The organism is Streptomyces sp. NPDC001380, from assembly GCF_042895785.1.
Taxonomy (GTDB): Bacteria; Actinomycetota; Actinomycetes; order Streptomycetales; family Streptomycetaceae; genus Peterkaempfera.
The window spans coordinates 41,939-60,074 of sequence record NZ_JBIAWP010000012.1 but is presented as its reverse complement, the minus strand read 5'-3'; the positions used below and the strand labels follow the sequence as shown (position 1 = coordinate 60,074).

Annotated in this window: 15 protein-coding genes; 11 read left to right on the top strand and 4 right to left on the bottom strand. The window is 78.9% G+C overall.

The features are described 5' to 3' along the window. Positions 1–62: 62 nt before the first annotated feature. From ACFY07_RS16680 to ACFY07_RS16665, 4 genes are all read left to right on the top strand, one after another. Positions 63–2,969 carry an ATP-binding protein gene (locus ACFY07_RS16680; protein WP_390869415.1) on the top strand — a complete coding sequence of 969 codons (2,907 nt, stop codon included), beginning with the start codon at positions 63–65 and terminating at the stop codon, positions 2,967–2,969. A 234-nt stretch (positions 2,970–3,203) separates the two neighbouring features. Next, the gene (locus tag ACFY07_RS16675) at positions 3,204–4,091 is read left to right on the top strand and encodes an ABC transporter permease (RefSeq protein ID WP_390869316.1); all 888 of its coding nucleotides are present in this window, start codon (positions 3,204–3,206) and stop codon (positions 4,089–4,091) included. Beyond that, on the top strand, positions 4,081–5,274 hold the full coding sequence (locus tag ACFY07_RS16670; protein WP_390869315.1) for an ABC transporter ATP-binding protein: 1,194 nt from the start codon (positions 4,081–4,083) through the stop codon (positions 5,272–5,274). Before ACFY07_RS16675 ends, ACFY07_RS16670 begins: the two co-directional genes overlap by 11 nt. 1 nt (position 5,275) lies before the next feature. Beyond that, on the top strand, positions 5,276–6,505 hold the full coding sequence (locus ACFY07_RS16665; protein WP_390869314.1) for a glycosyltransferase family 4 protein: 1,230 nt from the start codon (positions 5,276–5,278) through the stop codon (positions 6,503–6,505). A gap of 34 nt (positions 6,506–6,539) precedes the next feature. Here the strand turns inward: ACFY07_RS16665 and ACFY07_RS16660 are convergent, their stop codons facing one another. Next, positions 6,540–7,718 (bottom strand): glycosyltransferase, encoded by a 1,179-nt coding sequence (locus ACFY07_RS16660; RefSeq protein WP_390869313.1) that lies wholly within the window; start codon positions 7,716–7,718, stop codon positions 6,540–6,542. Between the two features lie 134 nt (positions 7,719–7,852). Here ACFY07_RS16660 and ACFY07_RS16655 point away from each other — a divergent pair, with 134 nt between their 5' ends. Further along, positions 7,853–8,644: a glutamate racemase gene (locus ACFY07_RS16655; protein WP_390869312.1), complete on the top strand. Its 792-nt coding sequence runs from the start codon at positions 7,853–7,855 to the stop codon at positions 8,642–8,644. 102 nt (positions 8,645–8,746) lie between these two features. On the opposite strand, the gene ACFY07_RS16650 is transcribed toward ACFY07_RS16655, so the two are convergent. Further along, a complete protein-coding gene (locus ACFY07_RS16650; protein ID WP_390869311.1) occupies positions 8,747–9,748 on the bottom strand; it encodes a polysaccharide deacetylase family protein in 1,002 nt (333 codons plus the stop codon). Positions 9,749–10,079: 331 nt separating this feature from the next. Here ACFY07_RS16650 and ACFY07_RS16645 point away from each other — a divergent pair, with 331 nt between their 5' ends. The 4 genes from ACFY07_RS16645 to ACFY07_RS16630 all read left to right on the top strand — a co-directional run bounded on the left by ACFY07_RS16645 (position 10,080) and on the right by ACFY07_RS16630 (position 13,908). Continuing rightward, positions 10,080–10,691, top strand: coding sequence for a hypothetical protein (locus tag ACFY07_RS16645; RefSeq protein WP_390869310.1), 612 nt, complete (start codon positions 10,080–10,082; stop codon positions 10,689–10,691). Positions 10,692–10,862: 171 nt separating this feature from the next. Continuing rightward, positions 10,863–11,696, top strand: coding sequence for a polysaccharide deacetylase family protein (locus tag ACFY07_RS16640; protein ID WP_230652703.1), 834 nt, complete (start codon positions 10,863–10,865; stop codon positions 11,694–11,696). Beyond that, on the top strand, positions 11,689–13,137 hold the full coding sequence (locus ACFY07_RS16635) for a glycosyltransferase (protein WP_390869309.1): 1,449 nt from the start codon (positions 11,689–11,691) through the stop codon (positions 13,135–13,137). The genes ACFY07_RS16640 and ACFY07_RS16635 overlap by 8 nt, the downstream gene beginning before the upstream one ends. 6 nt (positions 13,138–13,143) lie before the next feature. Next, positions 13,144–13,908 carry a sugar transferase gene (locus ACFY07_RS16630; protein ID WP_390869308.1) on the top strand — a complete coding sequence of 255 codons (765 nt, stop codon included), beginning with the start codon at positions 13,144–13,146 and terminating at the stop codon, positions 13,906–13,908. 207 nt (positions 13,909–14,115) lie between these two features. On the opposite strand, the gene ACFY07_RS16625 is transcribed toward ACFY07_RS16630, so the two are convergent. Then, on the bottom strand, positions 14,116–15,207 hold the full coding sequence (locus ACFY07_RS16625; protein WP_390869307.1) for an O-antigen ligase family protein: 1,092 nt from the start codon (positions 15,205–15,207) through the stop codon (positions 14,116–14,118). A 139-nt stretch (positions 15,208–15,346) separates the two neighbouring features. On the opposite strand from ACFY07_RS16625, the gene ACFY07_RS16620 reads away from it, so the two are divergent. Both ACFY07_RS16620 and ACFY07_RS16615 read left to right on the top strand, forming a co-directional pair. Next, a complete protein-coding gene (locus tag ACFY07_RS16620; RefSeq protein ID WP_390869306.1) occupies positions 15,347–16,045 on the top strand; it encodes an acetyltransferase in 699 nt (232 codons plus the stop codon). 523 nt (positions 16,046–16,568) lie between these two features. Further along, the gene (locus tag ACFY07_RS16615) at positions 16,569–17,153 is read left to right on the top strand and encodes an NUDIX domain-containing protein (protein WP_390869305.1); all 585 of its coding nucleotides are present in this window, start codon (positions 16,569–16,571) and stop codon (positions 17,151–17,153) included. 42 nt (positions 17,154–17,195) lie between these two features. Here ACFY07_RS16615 and ACFY07_RS16610 read toward each other — a convergent pair whose 3' ends face one another. Further along, positions 17,196–18,125, bottom strand: a complete 930-nt coding sequence (locus ACFY07_RS16610; RefSeq protein WP_390869304.1) for an NAD-dependent epimerase/dehydratase family protein — start codon at positions 18,123–18,125, stop codon at positions 17,196–17,198. Positions 18,126–18,136: the final 11 nt, after the last annotated feature.

Genomic DNA, 18,136 nt, shown 5'->3' with positions numbered 1-18,136 from the left:
AGACGACCGCGGCGTCGGTGGCGGCGGCCGGTCGCGCGGAGCGCCCGCCGGCCGCGTCCGCCGTGCCCCGGCCGCCGCTGTACGAGCGGGACCGGGAGCTGGCCGCCGTCCGCGAGGCCGTGGACCGCCTGCGCGGCGGGACCGGGGACGGCACCGGGCTGGGCGGCCTGCTGCTCTTCAGCGGCGCCGCCGGCCTCGGCAAGACCACCCTCCTCGCCGAGGCGCGCCGCGCCGCGACCGCCCGCGGCTGCACCGTGCTCTCCGCCCGCGGCAGCGAGCAGGAGCGGACCGTCCCGTTCCACGTCGTGCGCCAGCTCCTGCAGCCCCTCCTGGTCTCCCGCACCGAGGCCGAGTGCCGGGAGCTGTTCGGAGGCTGGTACGAGGTCGCCGGCCCCGCCGTCGGCGTCACGGCCCGCGCCGACGGCGCGCCCCCCGACCCGCAGGGCGTCCGCGACGGGCTGGACTGGGTGGTCACCCGCCTCGCCGTGCACGGACCGCCGGTCGTCGTCGTCCTGGACGACACCCACTGGGCCGACGCGGAGTCCCTCGCCTGGCTCGCCTCCTTCGCGGTCCGCATCCGGGAGCTGCCCGTCCTCGTCGTCCTCGGCTACCGGCCCGAGGAGGTGCCCGGCGGCACCGAGGGCTTCCGCGACCTGGTCACCGGCCGCGGCGCCCGCCCCATCGCCCTCACCGCCCTCAGCCCGGACGCCGTGGCCGGCCTGGTCCGCAGCACCCTGGGCGACGACGCCGACGACGCCTTCTGCCAGGAGTGCTGGACGGTCACCGGCGGCAACCCGTACGAGGCGGCCGAACTGGTCGCGATGGTCCAGGACCGGGGCCTCGCCCCCGTCCCCGGCGCCGCGCCGCTGCTGCGCGACCTCGCCGCCACGGCCCGCGGCACCGGGCTGGTCCGCCGCCTGGAGCGCCTCGGGCACGCCGCGGTGCGGCTCGCCTGGGCCGCGGCGGTGCTCGGCACCGAGATCTCGCCCGGCCTCGCCGCGGCCGTCGCCGGACTGGGCTCCGCCGAGGCGGTCGACGCGGTGGACCGGCTGCGCACCGCCCGCATCCTCACCGGCACCGCCATCCTGGAGTTCGTCCACCCGCTCATCGCGACCGCCGTCTACCGCGCCATCCCGGCGCCCACCCGCACCGCCCTGCACGGGCAGGCCGCCTGGGCCGTCGACGACGCCGGGCTCGGCACGGCGGCCGCAGCCCGCCACCTGCTGGAGACCCACCCCGAGGGCGACGGCGCCACCGTCGGGCGGCTGCGCGCCGCCGCCCGCGAGCACCTCCGCGCGGGCGCCCCCGAGGCGGCGCGCCGCTGCCTGGAGCGGGCCCTGCGCGAGCCCCCGGCCCCCGAGGTCCGCGCCGAGGTCCTGTACGAGCTGGGCTGCTCGGCCCTGCTGACCGAGCCCGCCGTCACGGTCAACCACCTGACCGCCGCCCTCGCCGAGCCGGACCTGGACCCCGACCTGCGCGAGGACATCGCCTTCCGCCTCGCCCAGGCGCTCGCCCACTGCGACCGGATGCAGGAGGCCGCGGACGTCGTCGGTGCGGAGGCGGCCCGCGCCGGGTCCCACCGCGCCCGGCTGCGGCTGCAGGCCGCCCACTTCCTGTGGCAGGTCTTCGACACCGCGGAGGACGGGGGGCCCGCCCGCTCCCGCCGCCTCGCCCGGCTCGCCGCCCACCTGGGCGGCCGCACCGAGGGCGAGCGCGCCGTCCTGTGCCTGCGCGCGTGGGACGCCACCGTCCGGGGCGAGCCCGCGGCCACCGCGGTCGCCGCCGCCGAGCGGGCCCTCGGCCTGCCGTCCTCCGAGGCGCCGCACCCCGGGCCCCCCGTGTCCCGGCCCGCCGCGTCCGGGCCCCGGCGCCCCGACGGGCCGCCCCTCGTCCCCGCGCCCTCCGGCGTGCCGCTCCCGGACGCCGGGCCGCCGCCGGCCGGGACCGACCGTCCCTGCGGGCTGCCCGCGCCGCGCCCCGCCCTGGACTACACCGACCCCGACTGGGGCTTCGAACTGCCCAGTGTCGCCGCGCTCTCCTTCCTGTACGCGGACCAGCCCCACCGGGCGGAGCAGATGTTCACCGCGGCCGTCGCCGAGTGCGAGCGGTCCGGCTGGAGCGGCGCCCACCTCTCCTTCGCCTTCACCCTGCTCGGGCTGGTGCGCTTCCGCCGCGGCAGGCTCGACGAGGCGGAGGCCTGCGCCCGGGAGGGCGTGCGGCTCGCCGACCGCGTCGGCCCCCGGGTGCCCGCCCAGTGGTACGCGGTCGGCCTGCTCGTCGACGTCCTGCTCTCCCGCGGCCGCACGGACGAGGCCCAGCAGGTCGCCGACGCCCACGACTTCGGGCCGCCGTTCCCCCGCGCCGTCGTCTTCCCCGACCCGCAGACCGTGGTCGGCCGCCTGCACCTCGCCCGCGGCCGCCACGCCGCGGCCGCCGCCGAACTCTCCGAGGTGGGACGGCGGATGGAGGCCAAGGGCGCCCTCAACCCCACCTGGTGCCCCTGGGCCGGGCACCTGGCCCTGGCCCTCGCGCACGAGGACCCCGCCGCCGCCCGCCGCCTCGCCGCGCAGGCCCTGGGGCGCGCCCGCCGCCAGGGCACGCCCACCGCGGTCGGCCACGCCCTGCGCACCGCCGCCGCCGTGGCCGCCGACGACCGGGAGGCCGCCGTGCTGCTGGAGGAGGCCGTGGCCCACCTCCGGCGCTCGCCCGACCTCCACGGGTACGCGGAGGCGCTGGTGGACCTTGCGCGGGCGCGGCGCCTGGCCGGCCGCCCCGGCGAGGCCGCGGAGCCCCTGTACCTGGGGGCCGACCTGGCGGTGCGGTGCGGCGCGGACGGCCTGGCGGAGCGCGCGCGGGCCGAACTCGCCGCTGCCGGCCTGCCGCCGCGCCTCCTGCGCGTCGTGGGCGGGCCGCCGGCCCCGTCCGGTCCGCCCGCCCCGTCCGGCCGGCGGGAGCCGGAGCGGCGCTGAGGCCCCGCCCTGCCCCGTCCCGGCCCGACCCGCCCTGCCCCGCCCCGTCCCGCCCCGGCCCCACCCGGCCCGGACGGTCCGCCGCACCCCGGCCCCGCCGGCCGGGCGGTCCGCACCGAGTGTCGATCACGTTCACCGAACCGCCTTCGGTCGCGCACACTCTGTGCCACAGTGGACCCGGAACCGCAGACCCGGGTCCGGGGGGACCGCCGGGGGACGGAAAGGCGGAGGTCCGTGGGGGGACGCAACGCACAGGTCGCCGACGTGCGCGCCGGGGGAGGCGCCGCGGCCGCCGACGGGCCGCTGCCCGGCACGGTGTTCAGACGCCGCCTGCGGCCGGCCACGGTGGCCCGCGAGCTGTGGGCGTCGCGCGAACTGGTCCGCGCCCTGGCCGAGCGGGACCTCAGGGCCCGCTACAAGCAGGCGGTGCTCGGCTTCGCCTGGGCGGTGCTGACGCCGCTCGCGCTCTGCGCCATCTTCACCCTGGTCTTCCACCGCGCCGTCAGGATCGACACCGGGACGGCCCCCTACGCGCTCTTCGCCTACGTCGGCCTGATCGTCTGGCAGTTCTTCAGCAACACCATGAACCAGGGCGCGCTCTCCCTGGCCAACAACCTCAGCCTGCTCAACAAGGTCTACTGCCCGCGCGAGGTCTTCCCGCTGGCGACCATGCTGGTGGCCGCCGTCGACATGCTGATCGGCGTCGGCGTCCTCGGCGTGATGTTCCTGGCCTTCTGGACGGCGCCCGCCGCCACCGCCGCCTGGGTCCTGCCGCTGCTGGCGGTCCAGTTCGCCTTCACCTACGGCGTGGCGCTGGTCCTCTCCGTCGCCGTGGTCTACCTGCGGGACGTCCGGCACCTGCTGCCGATCATCACGCAGATGGGCGTCTTCGCCACCCCGGTCGCCTACCCCCTCGCCAAGATCCCGCACCGCCTCCAGGAGCTCTACGTCGCCCTCAACCCGCTGGGCGCGGTCATCGAGGGCTACCGCCGGGCGCTGCTGTACGGCGACGCGCCCGACGCCCGGCTGACCCTCGTCGCGGCCGCCAGCTCGGTGGTCTTCCTGGTGGGCGGCTACCTCATCTTCAAGAAGCTCGAGACGGGGATCGCCGATGTCGCGTGAGCTGCCCGACGGGACCATCCGCACCGAGCACGTCTGGAAGCGCTTCCGCGCCGACCAGCAGCGCATGCTGCTCCGCGACCGGGTCGAGGCGGTGGGCCGCCGCCTGCGCGGGCGGCGCGGCGAGGACTGGCGCTGGGCGCTGCGGGACGTCAACCTGCACATCGGGCCCGGCGAGTCCGTCGGCCTGATCGGCTCCAACGGCTCGGGCAAGTCCACCCTGCTGAAGATGCTGACCCGGGTCATGTACCCGTACGCGGGCGGCATCGACGTGCGCGGCCGCATCGGCGCCCTGATCGAGATCCGGGCCGGCATCCACCCCGACCTGACGGGGCGGGAGAACATCTACCTCTTCGGCGCCCTGCTCGGCCTGCGGCGCCGCGAGGTCGCCGGGCGGTTCGACGACATCGTGGAGTTCGCCCGGCTCGGCGGCGCCATCGACCGGCAGGTGAAGTTCTACTCCTCCGGCATGCAGATGCGGCTCGGCTTCGCCGTCGCCGCCTACCTGGAGCCGCACGTCCTCCTCGTCGACGAGGTGCTGGCGGTCGGCGACGCCGTCTTCCAGCAGCGCTGCCTGGACCGCATGCGCGAGGTCCTCGACCAGGGCACCACCCTGGTCTTCGTCTCCCACGACCTGCCCGCCGTGGAGTCCGTCTGCACCCGCGGCGTCTGGCTGGAGCAGGGCACCGTCCGGGTCGACGCGGGCATCCGCGACGCCATGGCCGGCTACCGCGACTCCATCGAGGCCCAGTCGGAGGCGGGTGCCCGCGCCGGCGAGCCGCTGCAGCTGCTCAAGTACGAGATCCGCGGCGCCGGCCGGGAGAACCTCCTCACCGACGAGCCGATGACCGTCGACCTGCACCTCGGCGGCGACTACCGCGGCGACGCCACCCTCCACCTCGGGGTCAGCGAGGGCACCGCCAGCCCGGTCTTCCAGATCAGCCACGAGGTGCGGCTCACCGGCGAGGACCGCACCGTCACCTGCACCATCCCCCGGCTGCCGCTGCCGCGCGGCCGGTACACGCTGTGGACCGGCGTCTACGGCATCGGCCGCACCGACGGCGGCACCCTGATGAGCTGGCACTCCGCGGGCCAGTTCGACGTCTTCGGGCCGGTGCTGGACACCCCGCCGCGCGCCGTGGTGCTGGCCGCGCCCGTCTTCGTCCCCCACCACTGGGAGGACTGACGTGCCGTCACGCGCCGGGGCGGCGCCGCGCGACGGCCTGCGCGTCCTCGTCCACCTCAACAACCTCGCCCTCGGCGGCGCCCAGATCAACGCCGTCGACATCGCCCGCACCCTGCGCGGCCGCGGGCACCACCCGGTGCTCTTCGCCCAGGGGGTCGACGGACCGGCGCCGCTCGTCGACCGGGCCGCCGCCCACGGCCTCGACCTCGTCGTCGCCGGCGGACCGGACACCCCGCACCGGGCCGTCCGGGCCCGGCTGGAGCGGCTCGCCCGCGACCACGGCAGCGACCTGGTGCACGCCTGGGAGGTGCGCGCCGCCCGCAACGCCTACTTCGGCCCCGGCCGGTTCGGCCGCCTCCCCGTCCTCACCACCTTCTACGGCGTCCGGATGCTCCGCGGCATGCCCCGCCACCAGCCGCTCGTCCTCGGCCTGGGCGCCCTCACCGCCGAGGGCCGCGCCTTCGGCCACCGCGACCTGCACCTCGTCGAGCCGCCCGTCGACACCGGCGCCGACGCGCCCGGCGCCGTCGACGGCGCCGCCTTCCGCGCCGCGCACGGCATCGGCGCGGACGAGCACCTGCTCGTCATCGTCACCCGGCTGGTGCCCGACCTGGGCAAGGACGCCGGCGCCGAGCTCACCGTCGAGGCCGTCCGGCTCCTCGCCGACCCCCGCGTCCGGCTCGCCGTCGTCGGCGAGGGGCCCAGCCGCGGCCGGCTGCGCGCCGCCGCCGCCGCGGCCAACGCCGGGCTCGGCCGCGAGGCCGTCCTCGTCCCCGGCCAGATGCCCGACCCGCGCACCGCCTACGCCGCCGCCGACGTCGTCCTCGGCATGGGCAGCTCCGCGCTGCGCGGCCTCGCCCACGGCAAGCCCGTCGTGGTCCACGGCGCCGGCGGCTACACCGCCGTCCACGAGCCCGGCCCGCTCGCCGAGGAGCACGCCTCGCGCTGCATGTACGGACTCGGCACCGGCGCGCCCTCCGCCGCGGCGCTCGCCGCCCAGGTGCGCGGCCTGCTCGACGACCCCGGCCGCCGGGCCCGGCTGTCCGCCTGGGGCCGGGAGTGGGTCGTCGGCCGCTTCTCGCTGGAGAGCGTCACCACCGCCTTCGAGGGCCTGTACCGGGCCGCCCTCGCCGACCCGCCCGGCCTCGCGGGCTGGCTGCGCGACGCGGAGCAGATGGCCCGCTACGAGTACCTCAAGCCCGCCGGGCTGCGCCTGCTGCGCCGCGGCTGAACCGCCCCGCCCCGCCCCGGCCCCCGGTCCGCCCTCACCCGGCCTCCCCGGGGCGCGGCGCCGGGTACGTGCGGCCCTTCCACGCCGCGCCCCGGCCGCGCCGGTGCTGCACCGCCGAGTCGACCGTCATCAGCAGGTACAGCGACGCCGTGAACGGCAGCAGCACGGCCGCCGCCGCCGGCTGCCCGTAGTACCGCAGCATCGGCGCGTACGTCGCCGCCATCAGCGCCCACGCGGCCAGGCCGAGCAGCGCCGCCGGGCCGCCCCCCGCCCCCGCGGCCGCACCCGCCGCCCCGGCCGCGGCCGCCGCCGGCGGCACCAGGTACACCAGCCCCAGCCCCAGCACCGTCCCCGCCAGCAGCAGCGGCGAGTACCGCAGCTGGGCGTACGCGCTGCGGGAGACCATCCGCCACAGCTGCGCCAGCCCCGGGTACGGCCGCACGCTGTCCACGTGCTCCGCGAGGCCCAGCCAGGTCCGGCCGCCCGACCGCTTCACGGCCCGCGCCAGCGACACGTCGTCGATCACCGCGCCCCGGACCGCCGCCACCCCGCCCGCCCGCTCCAGGGCCTCCCGCCGCACCAGCGAGCAGCCGCCGGCCGCCGCCGCCGTTCGGCCGGACGGCCGGTTGGACCACCGGAACGGGTACAGCTGCGCGAAGAAGTACACGAACGCCGGCACGACCAGCCGCTCCCAGCCCGTGCGCACCCGCAGCCGCGCCATCTGCGACACCAGGTCCAGCCCGCCGGCCTCGGCCGCCGCGACCAGCCGGGCCAGCGAGTCCGGCCCGTGGGCGATGTCGGCGTCGGTCAGCAGCAGGTACTCGGCGTCCCCGGCCTCCTCCACGCCCCGGCGCAGCGCCCACAGCTTGCCGGTCCAGCCCGCCGGGGGCTCCCCGGGCGACACCACCGCCAGCGGCAGCCCGCCCGCCGCGCCCAGCTCCGCGGCGAGCGCGCCGGTGCCGTCCGACGACCCGTCGTCGACCAGCACCACCCGCGCCCCGCCCGGATAGCGCTGCGCCAGCAGGCCCGGCAGGCTCAGCGGCAGTACCTCCGCCTCGTCCCGGGCGGGCACCACCGCCACCACCGACGGCCAGCGGGCCGGGGCGGGCCGCTCCGGCAGCCGCACGTCGGTCCGCCAGAAGAAGCCGCGGCCGAGCGCCAGCCACACCCAGGACGCCAGGGACACCGCGGAGACCCACCCGAGCACCGTCACGCCCCGCAGTCTGCCGCACACCCGGCCCCGCAGGGAGCACCCGCGGCCCGGCGCCGCCCGCGGCGCCGCGGCCGGGCCCGTCCCGGCGGCCCGCCCGGGCGCCGCCGCGCGGCCATCGTCTATGGTCGGTGGTCGTGAAGATCGCACTGATGGACTCCGGTACCGGCCTGCTCCCCGCCGCGGCGGCCCTGCGGCGGCTGCGCCCCGACGCCGACCTCGTGCTCTCCTCCGACCCCGACGGCATGCCGTGGGGCCCCCGCACCCCCGAGGAGATCGCCGAGCGCGCCCTGGTCTGCGCACGCGCCGCCGCCGCCCTGCGCCCGGACGCCCTGATCGTGGCCTGCAACACCGCCTCGGTCCACGCCCTGGAGGCCCTGCGCGCGGAGCTGGAGCCCGGCCTGCCCGTCGTCGGGACCGTCCCCGCGATCAAGCCCGCCGCCGCGACCGGCGGACCGGTGGCGATCTGGGCCACGCCCGCCACCACCGGCAGCCCCTACCAGCGCGGCCTGATCCGCGCGTTCGCGGACGGCGCCGAGGTCGCGGAGGTGCCCTGCCCCGGGCTCGCCGACGCCGTCGAGCACGCCGACGAGCAGGCCGTCGAGGCCGCCGTCGCCGACGCCGCGGCCCGCACCCCCCGGGGCGTCCGCGCCCTGGTCCTCGGCTGCACCCACTACGAGCTGGTCGCCGACCGGATCCGCGCCGCCGTCGCCCCCGCCGCCGACCCCGGCCTGGTCCTCCTCGGCTCCGCCGAGGCCGTGGCGGCCCAGGCGCTGCGCCGCGTCGAGGCCGCGGCCCCGCACCGGCACGCGGCCGCGGGCGGCGGCACCCTGACCGTCCTGGCGAGCGGGCGGGAGGGCGTGCTGCCCCCGGAGGCGCTGGCCTTCGCCGAGGGCCGCCTCGTCGCGGGGGCCGCCGTCCCGAACTGACCGGACCGGCGCGCACCGGATCCGCCTCCGGGCGGGCCCGGCGTCCGCGCCCCCGGCCGCCCCGGAGGGCGCGCCCCGGGGCGCGTCCCCCGCAGGCGCCGCTCAGCGGCCGCCCCGCAGCCGGTGCACCGCGGGGTGCAGCCCCGACAGGATGGTGTCGAACCGGTCGCGGCTCGTGGAGCTGTTCACCCGCAGCCGGCTGATCCGCAGCGGGTCGCGTGGCAGCAGCGCGTCGTGCCGGTGGTCGAAGAGGAAGCCCAGCCGGTACCCCAGGTCGCGCAGGACCCGGTCGGCCCGCGGGTCCGTGCCGCCGTTCGGGTAGGCGAACGCCGTCGGGGCCTCGCCCAGCCACCGCTCCAGCGCCCGGTGCGCCTCGGTGACCTCCGCGCGCAGGGTCTGGTCGTCGCAGCGGTCCAGGCAGGGGTGGCCCGCCGTGTGGTTGCCGATCCGCACGCCGGCCCCGCGCAGGGTGTGCAGGTCCTCCACCGACAGCTGCTCCTGCCGGGGAGCCCGCCGGGAGGCGCTCACCCGCATCTCGGCGAGGCTGCGCCTGCGGTCCGGGTCGGGCATGGCCTTCATCCTCCGCACCGCGGCGCCCGGCCCGGTGCCGGGCGGCAGGGAGCGGGCCGTGCCGCCGTGCCGGGCCAGGAACTCCGCCTCCCGCCACCAGAACGGCTGGTCCCCGCCGACGAGGCCGGCCACCACGAACGCGACCCCGGGGACGCCGTGGCGGGCGAGGACCGGCAGGCCCTCGGTGACGACGGACCGGTCCCCGTCGTCGAAGGTCACGAGCACGCTGCGCGGCGGCAGCGGCCGCCCCTCGGCCACTGCCCGCTCCACCTCCCCCACGGTCACCGGGGACGCCGTGCGCCGCAGCCGCTCCATCTGGGCGGCGAAGGCCTGCGGGTCGTCGATGCCGTGGTAGGCGAGCACGGCGAGGCGGCGGGCGGCCCGCGCCCGGAAGAGCGGCTGGGCGGGCGAGCGCCGCAGCAGGGCGTCGACGCGCCGGCGGTGGGCGGCCGCCAGTCCGGCCGCCCCCGGTGCGCGCCCGGGTCCTCCCGCGGCGGTGGCCGACGGTCTCGTGGTGGTCTCCGGCTGAGGCACGGCTCCCCCTTCCACGCCCGGGGCGCGGCGGATCCTCCGGACGGGCGGACGACCGCCCGACCGGTGCTGGTGGTGCTGGTGGTGCTGGTGGTGCGGGCGGGACGGAGGGTCCCGTCCCGGGGCGGCGGCGGCCCCGGGGCGGCTCCCGACCGCCCCGGGCCGCTCAACGTAGTACAGACGACGGAGTACAGACACGGACGGACCGCGGATGGTTGTAGCCGGTCCGGCCGGAACCCGCGCACGGTGCCGCCGGGGCCGGCCGCGGGGGCCGCTGCGGCCCCTCATGCGCTTGACCGTGCCCGGCGCGGGCAGGCGGTATACCGTGAGGCCCATGGAGGATGCGGAGAGCGATCGTGAAGGCCGTCCGCACGGCGCCCCAGCGCCCGGTCCGGCCGCCCCCTCCGGCCCCGGCCTCCCGCCCGGGCCGGCCCTCCCGCACGGCCCCGCCCTGTGGACCGGTTCGGCCCGCAACCCCCACCAGTGGCTGCTGGCCGCCGTGGGCGCGGCCTGCCTGGCGCTCGGCGTGCTGGTCGCCGTCACCGTCCCGGACACCGACGGCCCCGCGGCCTGGGTCATGACCGTCGCCGGATGCCTCGCGGTGGGCGTGCTGCTGCTGGCCGGGACCCTCGCCTTCGTGCACGTCGACGTCCGGATCGACCAGGACGCGCTGGAGGTCCGCTGCGGCCACGTGGGCCTGCCCCGCCGCCGCATCCCCCTGGACCAGGTGGTCGACGCGACGTACCAGCCCTGCGCCCCGATGCACTGGGGCGGCTGGGGCTACCGCTACCGGCAGAGCCACGGCGCCGCCGTGGTGGTGCGCAAGGGGCCCGCCCTGGTCCTGGAACTGGGCGGGGGCCGCCGCTTCACCGTCACCGTCGACCACCCGGAGGACGCGGTGCGGGTGATCCGCGACCACCTGCCGCCGCGCCCCCGCGCGGCGTAGCGCACAGAGGGCGCACACGGGCGCCCTCCCGCCCCTCCTCCGCCCCTCCTCCTCGGTTCTTTCACATTTCCCGGGCGGCGGCCCCGGGACTCCCCCTATCGTGGTCCACGTCCGGCGCGGGGGACAGGCGCCGGGACGCGGCCTCGGGGAGGGGCCGCAGAGGGGGGAACGATGACCCGCACCACCGCCCCGGCGCCCTCCGCCGGAGCCAGGGCCCGGATCAAGCACCTGCTCGCCCGCACCGCCGGAGACCGCCCCGCCCGGGGCGCCACGCTGCTCATCTACCACCGCGTCGGCGGCGGCTCGCCCGACGAGCTCGACGTCTCCGCCGCGGACTTCACCGCCCAGATGGACCTGCTCGCCGGGCTCCCGGGCCGGCCGGTGGTGCCGCTGGACGAGGCCGTCGACCGCCTGGAGCGCGGCGACCGCGCCGGCACGGTCGTCCTGACCTTCGACGACGGCTTCGCCGACGTGCACCGCAACGCCTGGCCGGTCCTGCGCGAACGCGGCCTCCCCTTCACCGTCTACCTCGCCAGCGGCCACGTCGGCGGGGAGATGCGGTGGGAGGGGTCCACCGCCAAGGCCGCCGGCGCCCCCGCCCTCACCTGGGCGCAGCTCGCCGAGATGACCGCGAGCGGCCTGTGCACCGTCGCCAACCACACCCGCAGCCACGCCCGCCCCGAACTGCTCTCCACCGCCGAGCTCGACGCCTGCGGCGACGACGTCGAGGAGCACCTCGGCACCCGGCCCCGCCACTACGCGTACACCTGGGGCGTGCCCGTGCCGCACATGGAGCCCGCGCTGCGCGCCCGCTTCCGCAGCGCCGCCACCGGCGAGGTCGGCCGCAACCTGCCCGGCGCCGACCCGGTGCGGCTGCGCCGGGTGCCGGTCCGCCGCACCGACCCGCTCGACTTCTTCCGCGCCAAGCTGACCGGCCGCCTCGGCCCGGAGCGCGCCTACGCGCACCTGGTTGCCGCCGCCAAGGCGGTGGGCGCCCGTGCCTGACACGCCCGACGTGCCCCTCGCGCCCGACGTGCCCCTCGCGCCCCGCCGGACCGGCGGCACCCACCGGACGGACGGCCTCCACCGGACCGGCGGACCCCGGACCGGCGGCGCGCCGCACGCCTCCGCCGCCGGACCGGTCCCGCGCGGCCCCGGCGGCCGACCGCTGCGGGTCGCCCACCTCACCACCGTCGACATGAGCCTGCACCTGCTGCTCGGCACCGAGCTGCGCCACGACGTCGCCTGCGGCTTCGAGACGTACGGCATCAGCGCCCCCGGCCCCTACACCGACCGCGTCGAGGCGCTCGGCGTCACCCACGTGCCGCTGCCCGCCCTCACCCGCGCCTGGGACCCGCGCCGCGACGCCGCCGCCGCCCGCGAACTGCTGGCCGCGCTGCGCCGCATCCGGCCCGACGTGCTGCACACCCACAACCCCAAGACCGGCGTCCTGGGGCGGGTCCTCGGCCGCGCCGCACGCGTCCCCGTCGTGGTCAACACCTGCCACGGGCTGTGGGCGCAGGCCCACGACCCGCTCGCCCGGCGGGCCCTCGTCCTCGGCGCCGAGGCGCTGGCCGCCCGCTTCTCCCACGCCGAGCTCTACCAGAACGGCGAGGACCGCCGCACCCTCGCCCGCGCGGTGCCCGCCCGCCGCTCCCGGGTGGTCGGCAACGGCGTCGACCTCGACCGCTTCGCCGACGGCGTCGACCTCGACCGCTTCGCCGACGGCGCCGGCCGCGCCGCGGCCCGCGCCCGGGTCCGCGCCGAGCTCGGCGCCGCCGACGGCGACCTGCTCGTCGGCGGCGTCGGCCGCCGCGTCGCCGAGAAGGGGCTCCCCGAGTACGCCGCCGCCGCCCGCGCCCTCGCGGGGAAGGCGCGCTTCGTGTGGATCGGCCCCGAGGACCCCGACAAGCCCGACGCCCTCGCCGCGGCGCCGGGCGGCCCCCTCGACGGTGTGGTACTCCCCGGCGAGCGGGCCGACATGCCCGACGTGTACGCCGCCCTCGACCTCTTCGTCCTCCCCTCCCACCGCGAGGGGTTCTCCCGCTCCGCCATGGAGGCCGCCGCCGCCGGCCTGCCCATGGTGCTGAGCGACATCCGGGGCTGCCGGGAGATCGGCAACCACGGCGAGCACCTGCTGCTCGTCCCGCCGGGCGACCCCGCGGCGCTCGCCGCCGCCGTCGACCGGCTGCTCACCGACGCGGACCTGAGGCGGCGGCTCGGGGGAGCCGCCCGCCGCCGGGCCCGCGAGGCGTTCGACCAGCGGGCGGTGGCGCGCGTCTCCGTGCAGACCTACGCCGCCGTCGCCCGGGCCCGCGGCCTGGGCTGGACGACCGCGCCGTACGGCCCGGGTGAACCGGACGGCCCTGCCGCGCCGTACGCCCCGGGCAGACCGTTATCCGGCGGCACCGCGCACCGCGGCGCCGCGGACCACCGAGGGGGGTAGGAACGCATGAAGCGAGGGGGGGACCTGGCGCTCGCGGTCCTGGTCGGGATCGTCGCGATCCCGCTGGTACTGGCGATCGCGCTGCTGGTCCGGCTCACCATGGGCGGGCCGGTGATCTTCCGCCAGACCCGCTCCGGGCGCGGCGGCCAGGAGTTCGAGATCCTCAAGTTCCGCACCATGCGCGACAGCCGCTTCCCCGGGGAGCCGGACGCGCCCCGGATCACCCGCCTGGGGCACCTGCTGCGCCGCACCAGCCTCGACGAGCTGCCGCAGCTGTGGAACGTCGTCCGCGGCGACATGGCCGTCGTCGGACCCCGGCCGACCCTCCCGGAGCAGGTCGTCCACTACTCCCCGCGCCAGCGGGGCAGGCTCGCGGTGCGGCCCGGACTCACCGGCTGGGCCCAGGTCCGGGGGCGCAACTCCCTCACCTGGCCGGAGCGCATCGAGCTGGACCTCTGGTACGTCGAGCACCGCTCGCCCCGCCTCGACCTGGCCATCCTGTTCCGCACGGTCGGCGTGCTGCTGCGGCCGGCCGGCATCACCGGCGCCGGCGGCGTCAACCCCGGCTTCCCGGTGCCCGGCGAGGCGGACGGCGCCGCGGCGGCCCCGCCCGCCCCGGCCGTCCCGGCCGTCCCGCTGCGCCCGGTCCCGCCCCGGGCCGGGCCGGTCCACCCCCGCCCCGTCGTGCCGCGCCAGGGCGGCCCTGTCACCCCGATGCCGGCCCGCACCCGCTACCGGCCCGCCGCCGAGGCCGCGGAGGAGGCGTCGTAGGACCCGTCCGGCGAACGGCCGCCCGGCGGGCCCGCGGCGGCCGGGGACGCCGCGGGCACCGGTCCGGTGCGGTCCGGTGGCGGGCGACGGGTCCGCCGGACCGGACGGCCGTCGTGCGGACCCGCCCTGGACGGCCGCCCGTGGGAGCTGCCGCGCCCGACGTCCCGTCGGTCAGCCGGTTCCCGTCGGTCAGCCGGTTCCCGTCCGTCAGCCGGCCCCCGCCCGGGTGCGGGGGCGCTCCCGGCCGCCGCCGGACGCGTCCCCGGGCGCCCCCTCGCCCCCGGTGGGACGGGCGGCGGCCAGGCCCAGCAGCAGCCCCGCCCCGGCGGACACCGCCGCGAAGCTCAGCACCCAGTCGACGCACGCCTGCACGGCCAGGCCGGTCAGCGCGGCCGCGGCGGAGAGCGCCACCGCCGTCGGCCGGGGGGAGCGCAGCAGCGTCCACAGCGCCCACGCGAACGCGCACACCAGCAGGGCCAGTCCCGGCAGCCCCTGCTCCGCCGCCTGCTGGAGCGGCGCCGAGTGGGCCTTCGCCGTGTCCCGGTCGGCGCGGGCCGCCGGGCTCACCTCGCCGAACCGGCCCGGCCCCATTCCGCGCAGCGGGTGCAGCCGCACCTGTGCCAGGGCGTCGTCCCACAGCGCGACGCGCCGCTCCGACAGCCCGGCCACCAGGTGCGCCCGCAGCGGCTGCGGCACCGCACCCCGGGCCAGGGCCATCGTGCCGCCCCCGGCGAGGACGGCGCACAGCGCCAGCACGGCCAGCAGCGGGCCCCGGCGGCGCAGGCGCGCGGCGGCGCAGGACACCAGCACCGTCCCCGCCGCGGCGGCGGACCCCGCCGCCGACCCGACGGCCGCCGTCAGCCCCGCCAGGACCCCGGCCAGCACCAGCAGGCCCAGCCGTACCGGTGGGCGGCGCGCGGACCAGGCGGCGCAGCAGGCCGCCCCGGTCCCCAGGCAGAGCAGCGCGGCGTCGGCGTTGCCGTAGTGCAGCGGGGGCGCGAGCGCCCCGCCGGACAACCCGCCGGGCACCGCCGCAACCGCCAGTCCCGCCGCGACCGCCGCCGCGGCGGGCGCGGCCGCGGGCAGCAGGGCCCCCGCGACCCGCCCGGCGCCGTAGCCGGCCGCCACCGCCAGCAGGGCCAGCAGCACCCCCTCGGGCCGGGCGGCGTCGCGGCCGTGGGCCGCGGCCAGCGTCCAGACCGCGCAGGCCGCCAGTACCGCCGCGCCGGCCGCGTCCGGCCCCGGCAGCCGGGACCGGCGCGCCGCAGCCGCCCCGGAGACGTCCCCGGACCCCCTCATGCCCGCCCCCTCGCATCCCCCGGCCGGGGGAGCGCGCGGCCCGCCCCGCCGGCCCCGTGGGCGCCCCTCGCGGTCCGGCGGCGGCCGCACGGCCCCCGAGCTGTCCACACCGTAGCCCCGGACCGGGCAGGATGTGACCATGTCTCAGAGGATCGCCGTACCCGGCACCGCGACCGTCCCCCACCCCGCCCCCGCCCCGGCAGCGGAGGGCGAGGGCGACGCCGGCGGGCTGTGGATCGCGGGCGCCGGGGGAGTGGGCCGGGAGGCCCTGGACACCGCCCTGGCCGCGGGGGTCGCCGTGGCGGGCTTCCTCGACGACCACCTGGCGGGCGGTCGGGTGCGCGACCTGCCGGTCCTTCCCCCGCAGCGGGTGCCGCGCGGCGCCCGCTACCTGGTGGGCATCGCCGACCCCGCCGTGCGGCAGCGCCTCGTCCGGCTGCTGGAGGAGCGCGGCGCCCGGCCGGCGACGCTGGTGCACCCCCGCGCGGTGGTCGCGCCGGAGACCGAGCTGGCGGAGGGGTGCATCGTGCTGGGCGGCGCCTACGTCTCCAGCAGCGTCCGGCTCGGCCCGCACACCCAGGTCCACTACAACGCCACCGTGGGCCACGACGCGGTGCTGGGGGAGCGGGTCACCGTCTACCCCGGCGGCAACGTCTCCGGCTCGGTGCGGCTGGAGGACGGCGCGACCGTCGGCAGCAACGCCGTCGTCCTCCAGGGCCGCACGGTGGGCCGCGGCGCCTTCGTCGGCGCCGCGGCGGTCGTCACCCGGGACGTGCCGCCGGGCGCCACCGTGGTCGGCTCCCCGGCCCGGCCGATGCCCGGCCGCGGGGGTCGTTAGGGCGCCGCCCCGGGAGTCCCGCCCGGGGGGCGCCGCCGCAGGGGCGCCCGAAGGTGTCGACGGCGTCGACGGCCCGGTCGGCGGCGCCGGTCCACTCGGACGGCGCGGCGTCCGCGTCCCGGAACCCGGCCCACTGCCCCGGCGGGGGACTCCGTACGCGTGCGACGGTGGACCGGGCGAAGGCGGCCACGGTCGTGCCCACGCGGACGGCGCGGCGGCGGTCCCACCGCTGCAGCTGCTGCTTCCGGTCCGCGCGCCCCCGTGCGACCGGGTCGCGGAACGCGAGGCGGCCGGCACCGGCACCAGGAGCGACGCCACCGCACGCGCCACGACCGGCGCCGTGCCCGTGGAGACGAGCGACGCGCCCCGCCGTTCCCCGCCGGTGCGGCCCGCACCGCGCCGGGGCCGGCGGGCCGGTGGACCGGAACGGCACCACCCGTCCGGGTACGCGTGCCGCGGTTGCCGCGGTCGCCGCGGTCGGCCGGTCCGCCGCGCGGTCCGGGAGGACGCATAGGGTCGGGGCATGGCGATTCCCGAGTTCCTCCGCGACCTGCGCTCCCTCGTCGGCACCCGGCCGCTCTGGCTGGCCGGCGTCACCGCCGTCGTCGTCGACGACGAGGGGAGGGTGCTGCTCGGCCGCCGCGCCGACACCGGCCGCTGGTCGGTCGTCAGCGGCATCCTCGACCCCGGCGAGGAGCCCGCCGACGGCGCGGTCCGGGAGTGCTGGGAGGAGACCGGGGTGGAGGCGGTCCCCGAGCGGATCACCAGCGTCACCGTCTCCCCGATGCTGCACTACCCCAACGGGGACAGCGCCCAGTACGTGGAGATCACCTTCCGCTGCCGGGCGGTCGGCGGGCGCGCCCGGGTGAACGACGACGAGTCGCTGGAGGTCGGCTGGTTCGCCCCGGACGCCCTCCCCGAGCTGGGGGAGAGCGCCGCCCGCCGCCTCCGGCACGCCCTGAGCGGCGACCCGGAGACCCACTTCTCCTTCTCCGGTCTGGAGAGGGCCATCGCGGGGGCGGCCGCCGGCGGGAGCCCTGCGGGGAGCCCCGACGGGAGCGCCCCCGGGGGCGGTGCCGCCGGGACGGCGGACGGCCGCGAGTCCTGACCGGCCCGCCCCCCGCCCGCACCGCCCGGGCCCCGGCCCGGTTCAGGACGCGCGGAACCACTCCACGGTCCGCTCCAGCCCCTCGCGCAGCGGCACCGGCCGCACGTCGGGGAAGAGCGACCGCAGCCGGGCGTTGTCCGCCTGCGAGTCCCGGACGTCGCCGGGGCGCGGCGCGGTGTGCTCCACCGCGACGGGCCGGCCCAGCACCGACTCCAGTTCGGCGACCAGGTCGGTCAGCGAGGTGCGCGTCCCGAAGGCCAGGTTCACCGGGTCGGGGTGGACCACCCGCCGCAGCACCGCGTCGCACAGCACCCGCGTCACCGTCCCGACGAAGGTGAAGTCACGGGTCTGCCCGCCGTCGCCGTGCACCTGCAGCGGCCGCCCCGCCAGCGCCGCGTCGACGAACGCCGGGACCACCGCCGCGTAGGCGTGCCCGGCCGGCTGCAGCGGGCCGAAGACGTTGAAGAACCGGAACGGCAGCACGTCCAGCCCGTAGCAGTGGTGGAAGGCGGTCAGGTACGCCTCGGTGGCCAGCTTGCTCACCGCGTACGGGCTCATCGGCGCGGTCCGCATCGCCTCGCGCTTCGGCAGCTCCCGGTTGGCGCCGTACACGGACGACGAGGACGCCGCCGCCACGTACAGGTCCCCGGCCCGCCGGGCCGCCTGCAGCACCTCCAGGGTGCCGGTGGCGTTGGCGTGGTGGCTGGCGACCGGGTCGGCGACCGAGCGCGGCACCGACGGCAGCGCCGCCAGGTGCACCACCGCGTCGGCGCCCGCGAACGCCTCGTCCAGCAGCGCCGGGTCGAGCACGCTGCCCTCGTGCAGGGCCGCGCCGAGGCCCGCCAGGTTCGCCTTGCTGCCGGTGGACAGGTCGTCCACCACCCGGACCTCCGCGACCTCCGGCCGCTCCAGCAGGGCCCGCACCAGGTTGGCGCCGATGAACCCCGCTCCGCCGGTCACGACCACGCGCATGGGCGCGTCCC